The following is a 17,189-nucleotide window of genomic DNA, read 5'->3' as shown; positions in this document are numbered from 1 at the left end:
ATGAGCCAGCCTCCCGGCCCGTCCGCCTCGTCCATCTCCCTGCGCGGGGCCGTCGACCTCGCTGCCGTCGCCGCCCAGGCCAAGCGTCGTGAGCAGGCGGCGAACGGCGAGTCCCGGCCGACGTCCGGCTTCGTCGTCGAGGCCGACGAGGAGTCGTTCCAGAGCGTCGTCGAGCTGTCGCTGACCGTTCCGGTCGTGGTCGATCTGCGCGCCTCCTACTCCGAGCAGAGCACCCAGCTCAGTGCGGTGCTCGAGCGGCTGGCCGGCGAGTACGGCGGGCGCTTCCTGCTCGCGCGCGTCGACATCGAGACCAACCCCCGGCTGGCCCAGGTCTTCCAGGCGCAGGCCGTGCCGAGCGTGGTCGCGGTGGTCAAGGGGCAGCCGGTGCCGCTGTTCCAGGGATCGCTGCCCGACGAGCAGGTGCGCGCGTACCTGGACGAGCTGCTTCGGGTGGCCGAGGCGAACGGGGTGACCGGCACGCTGCCCGGCGGTACCGGTGCTCCCGGCGAGGCCTCCCCGGACGACGACGCGCAAGACGGCCCCATCGCTCCGGCGCCGGACGAGCCGCCGCTGCCGCCGCTGCACGCCGAGGCGTACGACGCGATCGAGCGCGGTGACCTGGACGCTGCGGCCGCCGCCTACGAGAAGGCCATCGCGCAGTCGCCGGCCGACGACGAGGCGAAGGCCGGACTGTCCCAGGTCAACCTGCTGCGCCGGACCGACGGCGTGGACCCGCAGACCGCCCGTGCGGCAGCGGCGTCCGCACCCCAGGACCCGCAGGCCCAGATCCTGGTGGCCGACCTCGACCTGCTCGGTGGGCACGTCGAGGACGCGTTCGCCCGCCTGGTCGACACCGTGCGGGTCACCAGCGGCGACGAGCGCAACGCGGTGCGCGAGCACCTGGTGGAGCTGTTCGAGGTCGTCGGGCCGGCCGACCCACGGGTGGTCACCGCCCGCCGTGCGCTGTCCGCCGCGCTCTACTGACAGCTAGCTGCCGAGCGCTGCGCCGACGACCTCACGGGCCGCGTCCTGCACCTGGGCGAGGTGCTCGGGTCCGCGGAACGACTCCGCGTAGATCTTGTAGACGTCCTCGGTGCCGGACGGCCGCGCGGCGAACCAGGCCGACTCCGTGCACACCTTGAGCCCACCGATCGCCGCGTCGTTGCCCGGAGCGCGGGTGAGCTTGGCGGTGATCGGCTCGCCGGCCAGGTCGGTGGCGGTCACGGCCTCGGGTGTCAGCTTGGCCAGCGACGCCTTCTGGTCACGGCTGGCTGGCGCGTCCACCCGCGCGTAGGCCGGCTCGCCGTGCCGGGCGACCAGGTCCCGGTAGTGCTCGGACGGCGAGCGCCCGGTCACCGCGAGGATCTCCGAGGCCAGCAGCGCCAGCAGGATGCCGTCCTTGTCGGTGGTCCAGGTGGAGCCGTCCCGGCGCAGGAACGAGGCCCCGGCGCTCTCCTCGCCGCCGAAGCCGACCGAGCCGTCCAGCAGGCCGGGCACGAACCACTTGAAGCCCACCGGCACCTCGATCAGCCGGCGGCCCAGGTCCTGCGCGACCCGGTCGATCATCGACGACGAGACCAGCGTCTTGCCCACTGCCGCAGCGGGATCCCAGCCGGACCGAGAGCCGTACAGGTATTGGATCGCCACCGCGAGGTAGTGGTTGGGGTTCATCAGCCCGGCGTCCGGGGTCACGATGCCGTGCCGGTCGCTGTCCGCGTCGTTGCCGGTGGCGATCTGGTAGGCGTCCCGGCTGCCGATCAGCGAGGCCATGGCGAACGGCGAGGAGCAGTCCATCCGGATCTTGCCGTCCCAGTCGAGGGTCATGAACGACCACTGCGGGTCCACCCGCGGGTTGACCACGGTCAGGTCCAGGCCGAGGCGCTCGGCGATCGCCCCCCAGTAGCCGACGCTCGCCCCGCCCATCGGGTCGGCGCCGATCCGCACCCCGGCCTCGCGCACGGCGTCCAGGTCGAGGACGTCGGCCAGCTCGGCGACGTAGGGACCGAGGAAGTCGTACGTCGTGACGGCGTCCGCGACCTGTGCGGCGCTGGCCCGCCGGACGCCGTCCAGCCCGGCCCGCACCAGCTCGTTGGCCCGGTCCTGGATCCACCCGGTCGCGTCGGAGTCGGCCGGGCCGCCGTGCGGCGGGTTGTACTTGAAGCCGCCGTCCCTGGGCGGGTTGTGCGAGGGGGTGATCACGATGCCGTCCGCTGCACCGGCGCCGGACCCGTTGCCCCGCAACGCGTTCAGCCGCAGGATGGCGCGAGACACGGCAGGGGTCGGGGTGTACTCCTGGGCTGCGTCGCTGAGCACCTGCACCCCGTTGCCGACCAGCACCTCGAGCGCTGAGCGCCAGGCCGGCCCGGACAGGGCATGGGTGTCCTTGCCGACCAGCAGCGGACCGTCCGTTCCCTGCGCGGCGCGGTACTCGCAGATGGCCTGGGTGATCGCCAGGATGTGCGCCTCGTTGAAGGCCGTGTCCAGGCTGGAGCCGCGGTGCCCGGAGGTGCCGAACGCGACGCGCTGGTCCGGGTCGTCCACGTCAGGGACCCGGTCGGCGTACGCCGCGAGCAGCGCGTCGACGTCCACCAGGTCGCTGGCCTGTGCTGGTTGTCCTGCTCTGGGGTCGCTCATGGGCCCCATCCTGGCAGCAGCCGGGCCTCAGGGCGCGAGGTCGGCCAGCGGTAGGAACGGACGGTTCAGCAGTGCGCTGGCCCCGACGGCCAGCAGGCTGGCGACGGTGAGCACGTCCAGGTCGGGCGCCTGCGAGTACAGCTCGAGCAGCCAGCCGGCGTCGCCGTCCCGGCAGCCCAGCGCCACCACGTGCCGCATTCCCATGGACTGCAGCACGGCGCGCTCGTTGCGGTCGGCCAGGTCGTCGTCCGCGCTGATCGTGAACCAGGCGTCGAGCTCCATCGCGCGAGCGGTGTCCGGATACTCGTCCAGCCGGAACTGCGCGTCCACCTGCAGGTCGTGGGGCTGGGCGGACCGCATCGGCAGCCGGCGCAGGCCCATCGAGTCCGTGGTCAGCAGCCGGTCGCCCGCCAGGTTCACCCGGCTCAGCGACCACTCCTGCAGGTCCAGCGGCGCGATCATCCGCTCGCCCAGCCAGCGCAGCCGGCCGCCGACGGACTCCGGTGCATCGCTGAGCACCTCGGCCAGCTCGCCGACCACGGTGGTCACCCCGGTGACCAGGTCCTGCGCAGGCTGGCGGCGGTCATACTGGCGGCGCCGGCCGCGGCGGCGCTCGGACGGCTGGTCCGCCAGGTCGGCGAGGTCCGCGGCGACCACCAGCAGCGCCCCTCGGGACTTAGCCGCGTACTGGGCCCCGTCCGCGGCCTCCAGAGCGGTCCGGCGAGCCATCCCGCCCGAAGCCACGGCGATGCCGCAGCTGATCTCGACAGGTGGCTCGTGCATGCCGAGCCGGTGCGCCGCGGCTTCGACCAGGCTGATCGCGGTGGCCCGCTGCTCGCCGGCCAGCAGCACCACGAACTCGTCGCCGCCCAGACGGACGGTGACCGAGCCGGGCACCTGCGCGGCGCCGGCTGCGAAGGCGTCGGCGGTGGCGACGATGGCCCGGTCGCCGGCGGCGTGCCCGAGGGTGTCGTTCAGCTCCTTGAGCCCGTCGATGTCGCACATCACCACGGTGGTGCCGGGTCCGTCCGGCGCGAGCAGCTCGTCCAGGGCCTCTTCCAGCACGCGGCGGTTGCCGACCCCGGTCAGCGCGTCCTCGAAGGCCATCCGGGCCATCCGCTGAAGCCGCTCGACGATGGACACCATGGTGGACACCTCGCGGGCCACCTCGGTAGCCAGCTCGAGGTGCTCGCGGGTCAGGCCCTGGTCCCGGCGGCCCACCCACAGCTCGCCCCACAGCCGATCGTCCACCTGCAGCGGAAGGCTGAGCGCGGACTCGTTGTGGCTGACCGCGAGCAGCGCCCTGGCGCTCTCGTGCAGGTCCGGCGAGGCGGTGCTGTAGCAGGAGGGCCCGCCGGTCAGCACCCGGCTCAGCGCGGCGTCGGTGGCCACCTCGTAGGCCTCGTCGGTGGGTTGGCGGCGGGCGGGGTCGATGCCGGCCCCGACGTTGACGAACGTGCGCATGATGCCTCGATCGCGCTCCCAGCGGGACAGCGAGGCGGTGTCCGCGCCGATCGCGAGCATGGCGAACTCGGCAGGCACCGCCAGCAGATCCTGGTAGTGCGCACCTGGTTGCAGCACGAGCTCGTGCAGCGCCTTGACGGCCTGCGCCGCGGAGCTGGGGACAGACGGGTGCACCACGGCTGCTCCTCTCCGCAGACGCCGCGGTCCGGCTCCTGATGCATCGGCACCGGCGGACTCAGGGTTGAGCAGGGCTCCCCAGCAGCCAGACCGCGCCGAGCGGCGGGATGCTCAACCGTGCCGAAGCGGGCAGACCGTGCCAGCCCTGGTCGTCCGCGTCGACGCCGCCGAGGTTGCCGACGCCGGACCCACCGTAGAGGTCAGCGTCGGTGTTCAGCACCTCACGCCAGTGACCGGCGAAGGGCAGCCCGACCCGGTAGTCGTGGTGCGGCGTCCCGGCGTAGTTCACCACGCACGCCAGGACGTCGTCGCCCGGCGATGCGCCGAAGCGCAGGAAAGAGAACACGTTGCCGGCAGCGTCGTTGGCGTCGATCCAGCGGAAGCCGTCGGGGGACAGATCCTGGGACCACAGCGCCGGCACGTCGCGATAGACCGCGTTCAGGTCGCGAACCAGCGAGTGCACGCCGCGGTGGGCGGGCTGGTCGAGCAGCCACCAGTCCAGGCCGTGCGCGTCGGCCCACTCGGCTTCCTGGGCAAACTCGCAGCCCATGAAAAGCAGCTGCTTGCCCGGGTGCGCCCACATCGTGGCCAGGTAGGCGCGCACGTTCGCCAGCTGCTGCCAGCGGTCACCCGGCATCTTGCGCAGCAGGGACCCCTTGCCGTGCACGACCTCGTCGTGGCTGATCGGCAGCACGAAGTTCTCGCTCCACGCGTACATCAGGGAGAACGTCATCTGGTGGTGGTGCCACTGGCGGTGGATCGCCTCGTGCTGGACGTACTCCAGCGAGTCGTGCATCCAGCCCATGTTCCACTTCAGCCCGAAACCGAGGCCGCCCAGGTGGGTCGGCCGGGTCACGCCCGGCCACGCCGTGGACTCCTCGGCGATCGTCACCACGCCCGGCGCGCGCTTGTAGAGCGTCGCGTTGGTCTCCTGCAGCAGCTGCACGGCCTGCAGGTTCTCCCGGCCGCCGTACTCGTTCGGCAGCCACTCGCCGTCCTTGCGCGAGTAGTCCAGGTAGAGCATCGAGGCGACCGCGTCGACCCGCAGCCCGTCGACGTGGAACTCCTCGCACCAGTAGACGGCGTTGGCCACCAGGAAGTTGCGAACCTGGGGCCGGCCGAAGTCGAAGATGTGCGTACCCCAGTCGGGCTGGTCGCCGCGCCGCGGGTCCGGGTGCTCGTAGAGCGGCTCACCGTCGAAGCGGGCCAGCGCGAACGCGTCCTTGGGGAAGTGCGCGGGCACCCAGTCCAGGATGACCCCGATCCCCGCCTGGTGCAGCGTGTCCACCAGGTGGCGGAAGTCGTCCGGGCTGCCGAACCGCGCGGTCGTCGCGTAGTAGCCGGTGACCTGGTACCCCCAGGACGGCCCGTACGGGTGCTCCATCACGGGCAGCAGCTCGACGTGGGTGAACCCGGTCTCCACGACGTAGTCGGTCAGCTGTTGCGCCAGGTCGCGGAAGCTCAGACCCGGTCGCCAGGAGCCGAGGTGCACCTCGTAGGTGCTCATCGGCCCGGTGTGCGGGTTGGTCTGCGCCCGGCGGGTCATCCACGCCTGGTCGTCCCAGGTGTACTCGCTGCGGGTCACCACCGACGCGGTGGACGGCGGCGCCTCCGTGGCCTGCGCCATCGGGTCGGCCTTCAGTCGCCGGACGCCGTCCGAGCCGGTGATCTCGAACTTGTACCGGGTGCCGGGACCGACCGCGGGGACGAACAGCTCCCACACCCCGGTCGAGCCCAGCGAGCGCATCGGGTACCCGGCACCGTCCCAGTGGTTCAGGTCGCCGACCAGCCGGATGCCGCGGGCGTGCGGCGCCCAGACCGCGAAGGAGGTTCCGGTGACGTCGCCCATCAGTCCGGGGTAGGTGCGCTGGTGGGCCCCCAGCACTGTCCACAGCTGCTCGTGCCGGCCCTCACCGATCAGGTGCAGGTCGACCTCGCCGAGGGTCGGCAGGAAGCGGTACGGGTCGTCGGTGGGGAACGTGACCGGCGAGCCGTCCCCACCGTCGTAGCTGACGTCCAGCCGGTAGTCGGTGACGTCCTCGCCGGGCAGCACGCCGACGAAGACGCCGTCGTACTCGTGGGTCAGCGGCCAGCGGGTCCCGTCGGCCAGCACCGCCACCACCTCGCGGGCGTGCGGTCGCAGGGTGCGCAGGGTCAGGCTGCCCCGGTAGGGGTGCAGCCCGAGGATGCCGTGCGGGTTGCCGTGCGAGCCGTGCACGAGCTCGGCGAGCTCGCTGTGCGGAACCGGCCTGATCTGTGGGGCGGTGTCAGACACCGTGTGCTCCTCGGCCTCGGAGGTCTGCGCCAGCAGTCGGTCCACTGCGGCGAGCGGGATCGGTAGCCAGGCCGGCCGGTTGCCGGCCTCGTAGGCCACCTCGTAGAGCGCCTTGTCCAGCTCGAGCGCGCGCAGCAGGTCGCCGGACTCGCGCGGATCGTGGCCGGACACGTCCGCGTATCCCTCGCAGAACGCGTCCCGGCACGCGGACGCCCAGCTCGCCGCCCGCTCGGCGGCCGACGGGTCGCCGGCGTCCGGGCCGACGACGAGGTGTCCGGCCGCGTAGTCGAAGGAGCGCATCATCCCGGCGACGTCGCGCAGCGCCAGGTCGGGTCGGCTGCGTTCGGCCAGTGGGCGCAGCGGCTCGCCCTCGAAGTCGATGACCAGCCAGCCCAGGTCGCCGCCGTCCAGCACCTGACCCAGATGCAGGTCGCCGTGGATCCGTTGCAGCACAGGGTGGTTCGCTGGGTGGCCGGCGGCGGACAGCAGGTCGCGGGCGGCCGTGGTCCGGCTCGCCAGCTCGGGCGCCTGCCGCGCCGCCCAGTCCAGCCGGACGAGGAGCTCATCGGCCAGCGCGGCCGCCGCGACGTCGTCCAGCGGCCGGCTGGGCAGCGTCGAGGCCAGCGTGGCGTGCACGCGCGCGACGGTCGCGCCGAGCTCGCGGGCGGCCAGCGTGAAGTCGACGCCGTCCGCGACCGCCGCGACGGCCTGCTGCCAGGCGTCCTGGGCACCGGGCACGAACTCCTGCAGGAACGCGAGGTGCCCTTCGACCGGGCCGGCATCCGTCGTCCACCGCCCGCCGACCCGGCCGATCGGACGTGGGACCAGGGTGGAACCGGCGTCGGCCAGGGTGGACTGGATGACGACGTCCGGGTTGGGGCCGGCGTGCAGCACCCGGAACAGCTTGAGCAGCAACGGTCGGGCCAGCGTGCCGTCGGCCGCGGCCATCTGCAGCACCACGCTCGTGTTCGACTGCTCGGCGCCCAGGACACGGCTGTCGACCAGGTGTCCGACGGCCGGCGCGGTGACGTCCGGCTGGCGGTACCCGGTGCCCTCGCCGGTGCCGGCCGGACCGTCCGAGACGACGGTGCTCTCGCGCAGCACGAGGTCAAGCGCCGCCTGAACGAAGGCCGGGTCGTGGGGGCCGTCGTAGACGTACCGGGTGCCCAGGGTGCTGTGCTCGCTGACTCCGACCAGCGCGTGCTCGAGCCCGGGCACCGGTTCGTCGCGGTAGGTCAGCGGCACCTGGTAGACGACGGTCCGGTCGCCGACGGTGTCGGCCAGCAGCCAGGTCTCGATCCCTACCTGCCCGGCCGGGTCCTGCCAGCGCAGCCCGCCGATCCGTCGCAGCTGGGGGGTGCGCCCCTTGCCCGCGTACCAGCGTTGGGTGGAGACCCAGGGCGGCAGCAGCTGTGCGAAGGGCGGGTTCATGGTGGCGGTGGCCGCCGCGCTCGGTTCAGCCACGATCAGCCTCGGCTCTGTCGCGGCTGTCGCGGCCGTCCCGGCCGTCGCCGGGTTCCACTCGCAGCCAGAAGAAGTCGCGCGAGCCCAGCGACAGGGACAGGTCGCCGTCCTCCGGGACAGCGGCGAACCCCGAACCGCCGAACAGGTCGCCCAGCGTGCAGCCGCCGTGGTCGACCAACCGCAGCCGGGTGCCTTGGGGCGTCTGCGCGAGGTTGTTCACGCACAGCACGGTCTCGGGCGCCTCGCCGCCGCCCTGGGGGTCGTCCTCCAGCACGCGCAGGAAGGCCAGCACCGACTCGTTCGAGCTCTCCACGGCGACGTACCGGCCCAGGCCGAACACCGGGTGGCGCTTGCGGATCGCCAGCATCGCGCGGGTCCAGTGCAGCAGCGAGCTGCGCGAGGCGAGCTGGGCCTCGACGTTCACGGTGTTGTAGTGGTGCACCAGGGACTGGATGGTCGGCAGGTAGAGCTTGCCGGGGTCGGCGACGGAGAAGCCCGCGTTCCGGTCCGGGGTCCACTGCATCGGGGTGCGCACGGCATCGCGGTCGTCCAGCCAGATGTTGTCGCCCATGCCGATCTCGTCGCCGTAGTACAGGCACGGGCTGCCCGGCAGCGACAGCAGCATGGCGTTGACCAGCTCGATCTCGGCGCGCGAGGAGTCCAGCAGGGTGGCCAGCCGGCGGCGGATACCGACGTTGGCGCGCATCCGCGGGTCCGGCGCGTACCAGCCGTACATCGCGGCGCGCTCCTCGGTGGTGACCATCTCGAGGGTGAGCTCGTCGTGGTTGCGCAGGAACGTGCCCCACTGACCGTGCGACGGCAGCTCGGGGGTGTCGGCCAGGATGTCCAGGATCGGGCGGGCCGACTCGTCGCGCATCGCGTAGTAGATCCGCGGCATGACGGGGAAGTGGAACGCCATGTGGCACTCCGGGTCCTCGTCCGTGCCGAAGTACTCGACGACGTCCTTGGGCCACTGGTTGGCCTCGGCGAGCATGATCCGGCCGGGGTACTCCTCGTCCACCATGGCGCGCAGCTTGCGCAGGAAGTCGTGGGTGGCGGGCAGGTTCTCGCAGTTGGTGCCCTCGTCCTCGAACAGGTACGGGATGGCGTCCAGCCGGAACCCGTCGACGCCGAGGTCCATCCAGAACCGCACGACGTCGAACATGGCCTCCCACACGGCCGGGTTGTCGAAGTTCAGGTCCGGCTGGTGGCTGAAGAACCGGTGCCAGAAGTACTGCCGCCGAACGGGGTCGAACGTCCAGTTGCTGGTCTCGGTGTCGACGAAGATGATCCGCGCGTCCTGGTACTTGGTGTTGTCGTCGGTCCAGACGTAGTAGTCGCCGTAGGGTCCGTCCGGGTCGGACCGGCTGGCCTGGAACCACGGGTGCTGGTCGCTGGTGTGGTTCATCACCAGGTCGACGATGACCCGCAGTCCGCGCGCGTGCGCCTGGCTGACCAGCTCGGTGAAGTCCGGCATGGTGCCGAACTCCGGCAGCACCGAGCAGTAGTCGGCGATGTCGTAGCCGCCGTCGCGCAGCGGGGAGGCGTAGAACGGCGGCAGCCACAGGCAGTCGACACCGAGCCACTGCAGGTAGTCCAGCCGGTTGATGAGCCCGGTGAAGTCGCCCGAGCCGGACCCGTTGGAGTCCGAGAACGCGCGGACCAGCACCTCGTAGAAGACGGCCTTCTTGTGCCAGTTCGGGTCGTGCCGCAGGCCGGGCGAGGACAGGTTCAGCCCTTCCACTACAGCCCCCTCACGTGGACGACGTGCACGGGTTCTTCGTGCGGGTCGAGGCGTACGTACACGTTCTCACCCCAGTGCCAGGTGCGTTCGGTGACCAGGTCGTGGGCGGCGAACCCGTCGTGCCAGCCCATGCCCAGCAGCGGCATGTCCAGGTGAACCATCGTCTCCCGGATCCCGTGCGGGTCGAGGTTGGCGACCACGATGACCAGGTCCTCGCGGCCGGTGGGGGACTGCGCCGCGGTCAGCCTGCGGGAGTAGCAGATCACGTTGTCGTCACCGGTCAGGTGGAAGTCGATGTTGCGCAGCCGGCGCAGGGCGGGATGGGCGCGGCGGATGTCGTTGAGCCGGGTCAGCCACGGCGCCAGGCTGGTGCCGGCCTGCTGCGCCGCCGCCCAGTCCCGGTGCTTGAACTCGTACTTCTCGTTGTCGATCTGCTCCTCGACGCCCGGCCGTGCGACGTTCTCCACCAGCTCGTAACCGGCGTAGATGCCGTACGTGGGCACCATGGTCGCGGCCAGCGCCGCCCGCAGCTTGAAGGCGGCCCGCCCGCCGTACTGCATGTACGGGGTGAGGATGTCGTGCGTGGTCGGCCAGAAGCTCGGCCGCATGTAGTCCGCCGTCTCGCCGCTCAGCTCGGTCAGGTACTCGGTGAGCTCGTCCTTGGTGTTGCGCCAGGTGAAGTAGGTGTACGACTGGTGGAAGCCCACCTTGGCCAGCGTGTGCATCATGGCCGGCTTGGTGAACGCCTCGGCAAGGAAGATCACCTCCGGGTGGTCGGCGTTGACCTCGGCGATCAGCCACTCCCAGAACCGAACCGGCTTGGTGTGCGGGTTGTCGACCCGGAACAACGTCACGCCGTGCTCGACCCAGGTCAGGACGACGCGCAGCACCGCGGCGTAGATGCCGTCCGGGTCGTTGTCGAAGTTCAGCGGGTAGATGTCCTGGTACTTCTTGGGTGGGTTCTCGGCGTAGGCGATCGTGCCGTCGGCCCGGGTGGTGAACCACTCGGGGTGCTCGCCCACCCAGGGGTGGTCCGGGCTGCACTGCAGGGCCAGGTCGAGGGCCACCTCCAGCCCGGCGGCGCGGGCCTGCTCGACGAAGTGGTCCCAGTCCTCGAAGGTGCCCAGCGTCGGCTCGATCGCGTCGTGGCCGCCGTCCTTCGAGCCGATCGCGTACGGCGAGCCCGGGTCGGTGGGCAGCGGGTCCAGCGTGTTGTTGCGGCCCTTGCGGTTCGTCGTCCCGATCGGGTGCACCGGCGTGACGTAGGCGACGTCGAAACCCATCGCGGCGATGGCGGGGAGCCGCTCGGCCGCGGTGCGCAGCGTGCCGGTGGACCAGGTGCCGGTCTTCTTGTCGAACCGCGAGCCCTCGGAGCGGGGGAAGAACTCGTACCAGGCCCCGGCCAGGGCCAGCTCACGCTGCACCCGAAGCACGTAGTCCGCGCTGGCGGTGACCATCTCGCGCACCGGGTCCGCGGCGAGCGCGGCGTGCACCGCCGCGGACGTGCCGGCGGCGAGCCGGGCCTGGGCCGGCCGGGAGGCGTCGCGCAGCCCGGTCGCCGCGTCCTGGAGCGCCTTGGCGTGCGCCTTGGGCCGGCCCTTGGCGCCCGCGGCCCGCTCGAGCAGCAGCGCGCCCTCGGTGAGCATCAGCTCGGTGTCGACGTCGGCCGCCACCTTGATCACCGAGTCGTGCTCCCAGGTGCCGTACGGGTCGGACCAGGCCTCCACCCGGAACGTCCAGTCGCCCTCGCCGTCCGGGACGACGTCGGTTTCCCAGCGGTCCAACCCGGGTGCGATCAGGGTCATCGCGCGGCGCTCGCGCTCGGCGCCGGTCGGGTCCACCAGGACCGCCGTGGCGGCGACGGCGTCGTGCCCCTCGCGGAAGACGGTGGCGCGGATGGGCACTGCCTCGCCCACCACAGCACGGGCGGGCCAGCGTCCGGCGTCGACCACCGGGGACACGGACAGGATGGGGATGCGACCGATCACCGGGCCGACGCTACCCAGGTCGAGACGGCCCCGCGACCCCCGCTGATCTTCACGGCCGATCTTCGCGGACGGGATGAACCGGCGCGTCCACCATCTGAAACATCTTGCGGTATGTTGCAAGAAACCCACTGACGGGGTCGGAATCCTCACCGGGGTCGTACTACCCTGAACCAGTGAGAGCAATCCGGCGCTTCAGCGTCCGCACCGTCCTGCCGTCGGCCATCGCACCCCTGGGTGACCTGGCCAGCAACCTCCGATGGTCTTGGCACGCGCCGACCCGCGACCTGTTCGCCGATCTGGACCCCAAGCGCTGGGCCGCAGTCCGGCACGACCCGGTCGCACTGCTGGGTGACCTGGGCCCGGACCGGCTGGCCGAGCTCGCTGCCGACCCGGCGTTCGTCGCCAAGGTCGATGCGGCCGCCGCCGACCTGGACGGCTACCTGCAGGGACCGGGCTGGTACACCCAGCACGCCGCCGCGGCCGGTAACGCCGGCGCGCCGCGCAGCATCGCCTACTTCTCCGCCGAGTTCGGCATCACCGCCGTGCTGCCCCAGTACTCGGGTGGGCTCGGCATCCTGGCCGGCGACCACCTCAAGGCCGCCTCCGACCTCGGCGTGCCGATCGTCGGCGTCGGGCTGTTCTACAAGACCGGCTACTTCAAGCAGTCCCTGTCCCGGGAGGGCTGGCAGCAGGAGACCTACCCGGTGCTCGACCCGGACGGCCTTCCGCTGGCGCTGCTGCGCGAGCCCGACGGCACACCCTGCCAGGTCCGGGTCGCGCTGCCCGGCGGTCGCCAGCTCGTGGCCCACGTGTGGAAGGCGCAGGTCGGCCGCGTGCCGTTGCTGCTGCTCGACTCCGACGTGCAGGCCAACGACGAGGCGGCCCGCGGCATCACCGACCGGTTGTACGGCGGCTCAGGCGAGCACCGCCTTCAGCAGGAGATGCTGCTCGGCATCGGTGGCGTGCGTGCGCTGCGGCTGTGGTCGCGGCTGACCGGTGCACCGGCGCCGGACGTCTACCACTGCAACGAGGGCCACGCCGGCCTGCTCGGGCTGGAGCGGATCCGCGAGCTCGTACAGTCCGAGAAGCTCACCTTCGACGAGGGGCTCGAGGCGGTTCGGGCGGGTACCGTGTTCACCACGCACACGCCCGTGCCGGCCGGTATCGACCGCTTCGGCACCGACCAGATCCAGACCTACTTCGGTGGCGACAGCGCGCTGCCCGGCGTCCCGGTCGAGCGCATCCTCGCGCTCGGCGCCGAGGACTACCCCGGCGGCGAGTCCGGGGTGTTCAACATGGCCGTGATGGGTCTTCGACTCGGCGGCCGCGCCAACGGCGTCTCCCAGCTGCACGGCGAGGTCAGCCGCACCATGTTCGACGGCCTGTGGCCGGGCTTCGACGACCGCGAGGTGCCGATCACGTCGATCACCAACGGCGTGCACGCCCCCACGTGGGTCGACCACCGGGTGTTCGACCTGGCCGAGAAGTACCTCGGCACCCGGCTGGTGGCCGAGGCCAACGTCTGGGACGACGTCCCGCGCGTCCCGGCGACCGAGGTGTGGAACGCCCGCCGCGAGATGCGCGAGCAGCTCGTCCTCGAGGCGCGCCGGCGGCTGCGCTCGTCCTGGCTGCGACGTGGCGCCAGCGGCGCCGAGCTCGGCTGGATCGAGAACGTGCTGGACCCCGACGTGCTGACCATCGGCTTCGCCCGGCGGGTGCCGACGTACAAGCGGCTGACGTTGATGCTGCGCGACCCGGACCGGCTCAAGGCCCTGCTGCTGCACCCGGATCGACCCGTGCAGCTGGTCATCGCCGGCAAGTCGCACCCGGCCGACGACAAGGGAAAGTCGCTGATCCAGCAGATGGTGCGTTTCGCCGACGACCCCGAGGTGCGCAACCGGATCGTCTACCTGCCCAACTACGACATCGCGATGGCCCAGTACCTCTACCCCGGCTGCGACGTCTGGCTGAACAACCCGCTGCGCCCCTTCGAGGCCTGCGGCACGTCCGGCATGAAGTCGGCGCTGAACGGCGGCCTCAACCTGTCGATCCTGGACGGCTGGTGGGACGAGTGGTACGACGGCGAGAACGGCTGGGCGATCCCGACCGCGGACGGCGTCGACGACCCCGAGCACCGCGACGACCTCGAGGCCGCTGCGCTCTATGACCTCATCGAGGGTCAGGTGGCACCACGGTTCTACGCGCGCGACGACGACACCGGTCTGCCGGGCCGCTGGCTCGAGATGGTCAGCCACACGTTGCGCTCGCTCGGCCCCAAGGTGCTCGCCACCCGGATGGTGCGCGACTACGTGGAGCAGCTGTACACCCCGGCGGCCCGGGCCGGCTGGGCCCTGGACGGCGACGGGCACCCGGGTGCGCGCGAGCTCGCGGCGTGGAAGAAGCGGGTGCGCTCGGCGTGGGACTCCGTGCGGGTCGACCACGTCGAGTCCTCGGGCGTCAGCGACGCCCCGCAGGTCGGGGACGTGCTGTCCGTGCAGGCCTTCGTGTCGCTGGACGGTCTGGGCGCTGGGGACGTGCAGGTGCAGGTGGTGCACGGCCGGGTGTCCTACCAGGACGAGCTGACCGACACCCAGCTGGTCACCCTGCACCACGCCGAGAGCTACGAAGGCGGCCGGCACCGGTTCGAGGGAGACATCAAGCTCGCCCGGACCGGCGCGTTCGGGTACACCGTGCGCGTGCTGCCTTCGCACGCCGGCCTGGCCAGCCCCACCGAGCTCGGCCTGGTGGTCAACGCCTGAGCCGGGTCGCAGCCCGGCTCAGGGCGTCGCGGCATACAGCCGGATGGACAGCGCAGTGACCTGCTGCACACCGTCGTGCCCGGACGTCGGGTCGACCGGCTTGGGCTCGGCGCTGTTCCAGACCAGCTCGTAGGACGACGCCCACGGCGGGCCGGGCAGGGTGACCTCGACGTCCTGCCCGGCGCCGCACAGCACCAGCAGCAGCGAGCGCCCGCCCGCCGGTGCAGCGTGCAGGAACGCCTGCAGCACCCGGGTCCTGGGCTCGTGCCAGCGCGACTCGTCCATCGCCCGGCCGTCGGCGTCGAACCAGCCGAGGTCGAACGTGCCGTCCTCGTGCACCGGGCGACCTCCGAAGAAGGCGCGCTGGCGCAAGGCGGGGTGCTCGCGGCGCAGCCGCAGCAGCTGCGTCGTGGTGGCCAGCAGGTCCTGCTGCCAGTCGGCCAGGTCCCAGTTGAGCCAGGACACCAGGTCGTCTCGGCTGTAGGCGTTGTTGTTGCCGCGCTGGGTGCGCCCGAGCTCGTCCCCGGCGGCGAGCATCGGTACCCCCGTGGACAGCAGCACGGTGCCGAGCAGGTTGCGCAGCGAACGTCGCCGCCGCTCCAGCAGGTCGGGGTCATCGCTGGTGCCCTCCGCGCCGTGGTTCCACGACCGGTTGTCGTCGTGGCCGTCCCGGTTGCCCTCGCCGTTGTCCTGGTTGTGCTTGTACTCGTACGCGGTGGTGTCGGCGAGGGTGAACCCGTCGTGCGCTGCGACGTAGTTCACCGACGCCAGCGGGCCGCGGTCCCCGACGCCGAACAGGTCCTGCGAACCGCTCAGCCGGGTGGCCAGCTCGCGGACCCCGTGGCCCGGCTCGCCGCGTAGGGCTCGCGCGCCGTCCGGCAGCCAGAAGGTGCGGACCGCATCGCGGAAGCGGTCGTTCCACTCGGTCATCGGCGGCGGGAACTGCCCGGTGCGCCAGCCGTGCGGGCCGACGTCCCACGGCTCGGCGATGAGCTTGACCCGGGACAACACCGGATCGCTGCGCATGGCGACCAGGAACGGGTGGTCCGGGTCGTAGCCGTCGTCCCGGCCGCGGGCCAGCGCGGTGGCCAGGTCGAACCGGAAACCGTCCACGTGGCAGTGCTCGACCCAGTAGCGCAACGAGTCCAGGGCAAGCTGGACGACCCGGGGGTGGCGGAAGTCCAGGGTGTTGCCGCAGCCGGTCACGTCGACGTCGCGGCCGTTGTCGTCCAGCCGGTAGTAGGCGCGGTTGTCCAGGCCCCGCCAGGACAGGGTGGCGCCGTCGCGGCCCTGCTCGCAGGTGTGGTTGTAGACGACGTCCAGCACGACCTCGAGGCCGGCGGCATGCAGCAGCCGGACCATCCCCTTGAACTCGGTGAGCACCCCCGCCGGAACGCTCGCGCTGGAGTAGGCGGCGTGCGGGGCGAAGAAGCCCAGCGTGTTGTAGCCCCAGTAGTTCGAGGTGTGCCGTCGGGCCAGGGCCGGCTCGCTGGTGAACGCGTGCACCGGCAGCAGCTCGACCGTCGTGACGCCGAGCCGGGTCAGGTGCTCGATGGTGGCCGGGTGGGCCAGCCCCGCGTAGGTGCCGCGTAGGTGGTACGGAACGCCGGGGTGCAGTCGGGTCAGGCCGCGCACGTGCGCCTCGTAGAGCACCGTCTGCGACCAGGGCACGGACGGCGGACTGTCCTCGCCCCAGTCGAAGCCGTCGTCCAGCACCACCCCGCGTGGCACGAACGCCGCCGAGTCGTGCGCGTCCCGGACCTCGGGATCGCCGGCCAGGTCCTCGCCGACGACGTGCCCGAACACCTCCGGGCGCCAGGTGACCTCGCCCGCGATGCCCCGCGCATACGGGTCGAGCAGGAGCTTGTCGGGGTTGTACCGCAGGCCGCGGGCGGGGTCCCAGGGTCCGTGCGCGCGCAGCCCGTACGCCGTGCCAGCGGCCAGGTCGGGTACGAAGCCGAAGTGCACGCCGTGCACCCGCTCGGTCAGCTCGATCCGGCGTTCACCGGCACCGGGGCCGGGGCCGTCGAAGACGCACAGCTCGACGGCCTCGGCGTGCGAGGCGTACACGGCGACGTCCGCGCCAGGCGCCGCGCCCTGGTCGTCCGGTCGCAGCCACACCCCGAGCCGGGCCGGTCCCTCGTGGTCCCGCCTGCGCCCGCTCACCCCAGGCAGTCTGTCGCACACTGTGCGGAATCGCCGACCGGGTGCTGGTGTTGGCCCAGTCATGCCGCTGAACGGAACCTATGAGCCGAGCCCTTATCAGCACGCCCGCGACCAGGTCGAGCAGTACGAGAGCTCCGGTGGCCAGGAGGCCAACACGCTGCAGGGCGTGCCGATCATCGTGCTGACCAGTCGGGGTGCGCGCAGTGGAAAGCTGCGCAAGACTCCGTTGATGCGGGTCGAGCACGAGGGACGCTATGCCGTCGTAGCCTCCAAGGGTGGCGCCCCGGAGAACCCGCTCTGGTACTACAACCTGGCCGCGGACCCGCACGTCGAGCTGCAGGACGGCCCGGCACCGCGGGACATGACGGCGCGCGAGCTGGCCGGCGGGGAGCGCGAGACGTGGTGGGCGCGAGCGCTCGAGGTCTGGCCGGACTACGCCTCCTACCAGACCAAGACGAGCCGGCTGATCCCGGTGTTCGTGCTGGAGCCGACCGGCTGAGCAGCCCTGCGCCCGCAGG

General features: G+C 71.8%; 9 protein-coding genes. 3 read left to right on the top strand and 6 right to left on the bottom strand.

What is annotated here, in order from left to right; translation table 11 throughout:
• The gene (locus ACPPVT_RS15205; RefSeq protein WP_426561668.1) at positions 1 to 984 is read left to right on the top strand and encodes a co-chaperone YbbN; all 984 of its coding nucleotides are present in this window, start codon (positions 1 to 3) and stop codon (positions 982 to 984) included.
• Positions 985 to 987: 3 nt separating this feature from the next.
• Here ACPPVT_RS15205 and pgm read toward each other — a convergent pair whose 3' ends face one another.
• Genes pgm through ACPPVT_RS15180 form a run of 5 tightly spaced genes read right to left on the bottom strand, consistent with a single transcriptional unit; the run spans position 988 to position 11,746 of the window.
• On the bottom strand, positions 988 to 2,634 hold the full coding sequence (pgm, locus tag ACPPVT_RS15200) for a phosphoglucomutase (alpha-D-glucose-1,6-bisphosphate-dependent) (RefSeq protein ID WP_426561666.1): 1,647 nt from the start codon (positions 2,632 to 2,634) through the stop codon (positions 988 to 990).
• Positions 2,635 to 2,661: 27 nt separating this feature from the next.
• Positions 2,662 to 4,275 carry a diguanylate cyclase domain-containing protein gene (locus ACPPVT_RS15195; RefSeq protein WP_426561664.1) on the bottom strand — a complete coding sequence of 538 codons (1,614 nt, stop codon included), beginning with the start codon at positions 4,273 to 4,275 and terminating at the stop codon, positions 2,662 to 2,664.
• 58 nt (positions 4,276 to 4,333) lie between these two features.
• Complete coding sequence (gene glgB / locus ACPPVT_RS15190) at positions 4,334 to 8,014, bottom strand: 1,4-alpha-glucan branching protein GlgB (protein WP_426561662.1); 3,681 nt, start codon at positions 8,012 to 8,014, stop codon at positions 4,334 to 4,336.
• Positions 8,007 to 9,758 carry a maltose alpha-D-glucosyltransferase gene (treS, locus tag ACPPVT_RS15185; RefSeq protein ID WP_426561660.1) on the bottom strand — a complete coding sequence of 584 codons (1,752 nt, stop codon included), beginning with the start codon at positions 9,756 to 9,758 and terminating at the stop codon, positions 8,007 to 8,009. The genes glgB and treS overlap by 8 nt, the downstream gene beginning before the upstream one ends.
• A complete protein-coding gene (locus ACPPVT_RS15180) occupies positions 9,758 to 11,746 on the bottom strand; it encodes an alpha-1,4-glucan--maltose-1-phosphate maltosyltransferase (protein WP_426561658.1) in 1,989 nt (662 codons plus the stop codon). Before ACPPVT_RS15180 ends, treS begins: the two co-directional genes overlap by 1 nt.
• A 173-nt stretch (positions 11,747 to 11,919) precedes the next feature.
• Here ACPPVT_RS15180 and glgP point away from each other — a divergent pair, with 173 nt between their 5' ends.
• Positions 11,920 to 14,505 carry an alpha-glucan family phosphorylase gene (glgP, locus tag ACPPVT_RS15175; protein WP_426561656.1) on the top strand — a complete coding sequence of 862 codons (2,586 nt, stop codon included), beginning with the start codon at positions 11,920 to 11,922 and terminating at the stop codon, positions 14,503 to 14,505.
• Positions 14,506 to 14,523: 18 nt separating this feature from the next.
• On the opposite strand, the gene glgX is transcribed toward glgP, so the two are convergent.
• A complete protein-coding gene (gene glgX, locus ACPPVT_RS15170; protein ID WP_426561654.1) occupies positions 14,524 to 16,734 on the bottom strand; it encodes a glycogen debranching protein GlgX in 2,211 nt (736 codons plus the stop codon).
• On the opposite strand from glgX, the gene ACPPVT_RS15165 reads away from it, so the two are divergent.
• Positions 16,733 to 17,170 carry a nitroreductase family deazaflavin-dependent oxidoreductase gene (locus tag ACPPVT_RS15165; RefSeq protein WP_426561652.1) on the top strand — a complete coding sequence of 146 codons (438 nt, stop codon included), beginning with the start codon at positions 16,733 to 16,735 and terminating at the stop codon, positions 17,168 to 17,170. The genes glgX and ACPPVT_RS15165 overlap by 2 nt on opposite strands.
• The last annotated feature ends 19 nt before the right edge of the window (positions 17,171 to 17,189 follow it).

The sequence above is a fragment of the Angustibacter sp. McL0619 genome (assembly GCF_049994355.1).
GTDB lineage: Bacteria > Actinomycetota > Actinomycetes > Actinomycetales > Angustibacteraceae > Angustibacter.
Note: the sequence above shows the minus strand (reverse complement) of the source record. Positions and strands in the feature narration are given on the sequence as shown.

Coding starts and splice junctions, on each gene's coding strand:
- ACPPVT_RS15205 (WP_426561668.1), top strand. CDS start 1: ATGAGCCAGCCTCCCGGCCCGTCCGCCTCGTCCATCTCCCTGCGCGGG.
- pgm (WP_426561666.1), bottom strand. CDS start 2,634: ATGAGCGACCCCAGAGCAGGACAACCAGCACAGGCCAGCGACCTGGTG.
- ACPPVT_RS15165 (WP_426561652.1), top strand. CDS start 16,733: ATGCCGCTGAACGGAACCTATGAGCCGAGCCCTTATCAGCACGCCCGC.
- glgX (WP_426561654.1), bottom strand. CDS start 16,734: ATGACTGGGCCAACACCAGCACCCGGTCGGCGATTCCGCACAGTGTGC.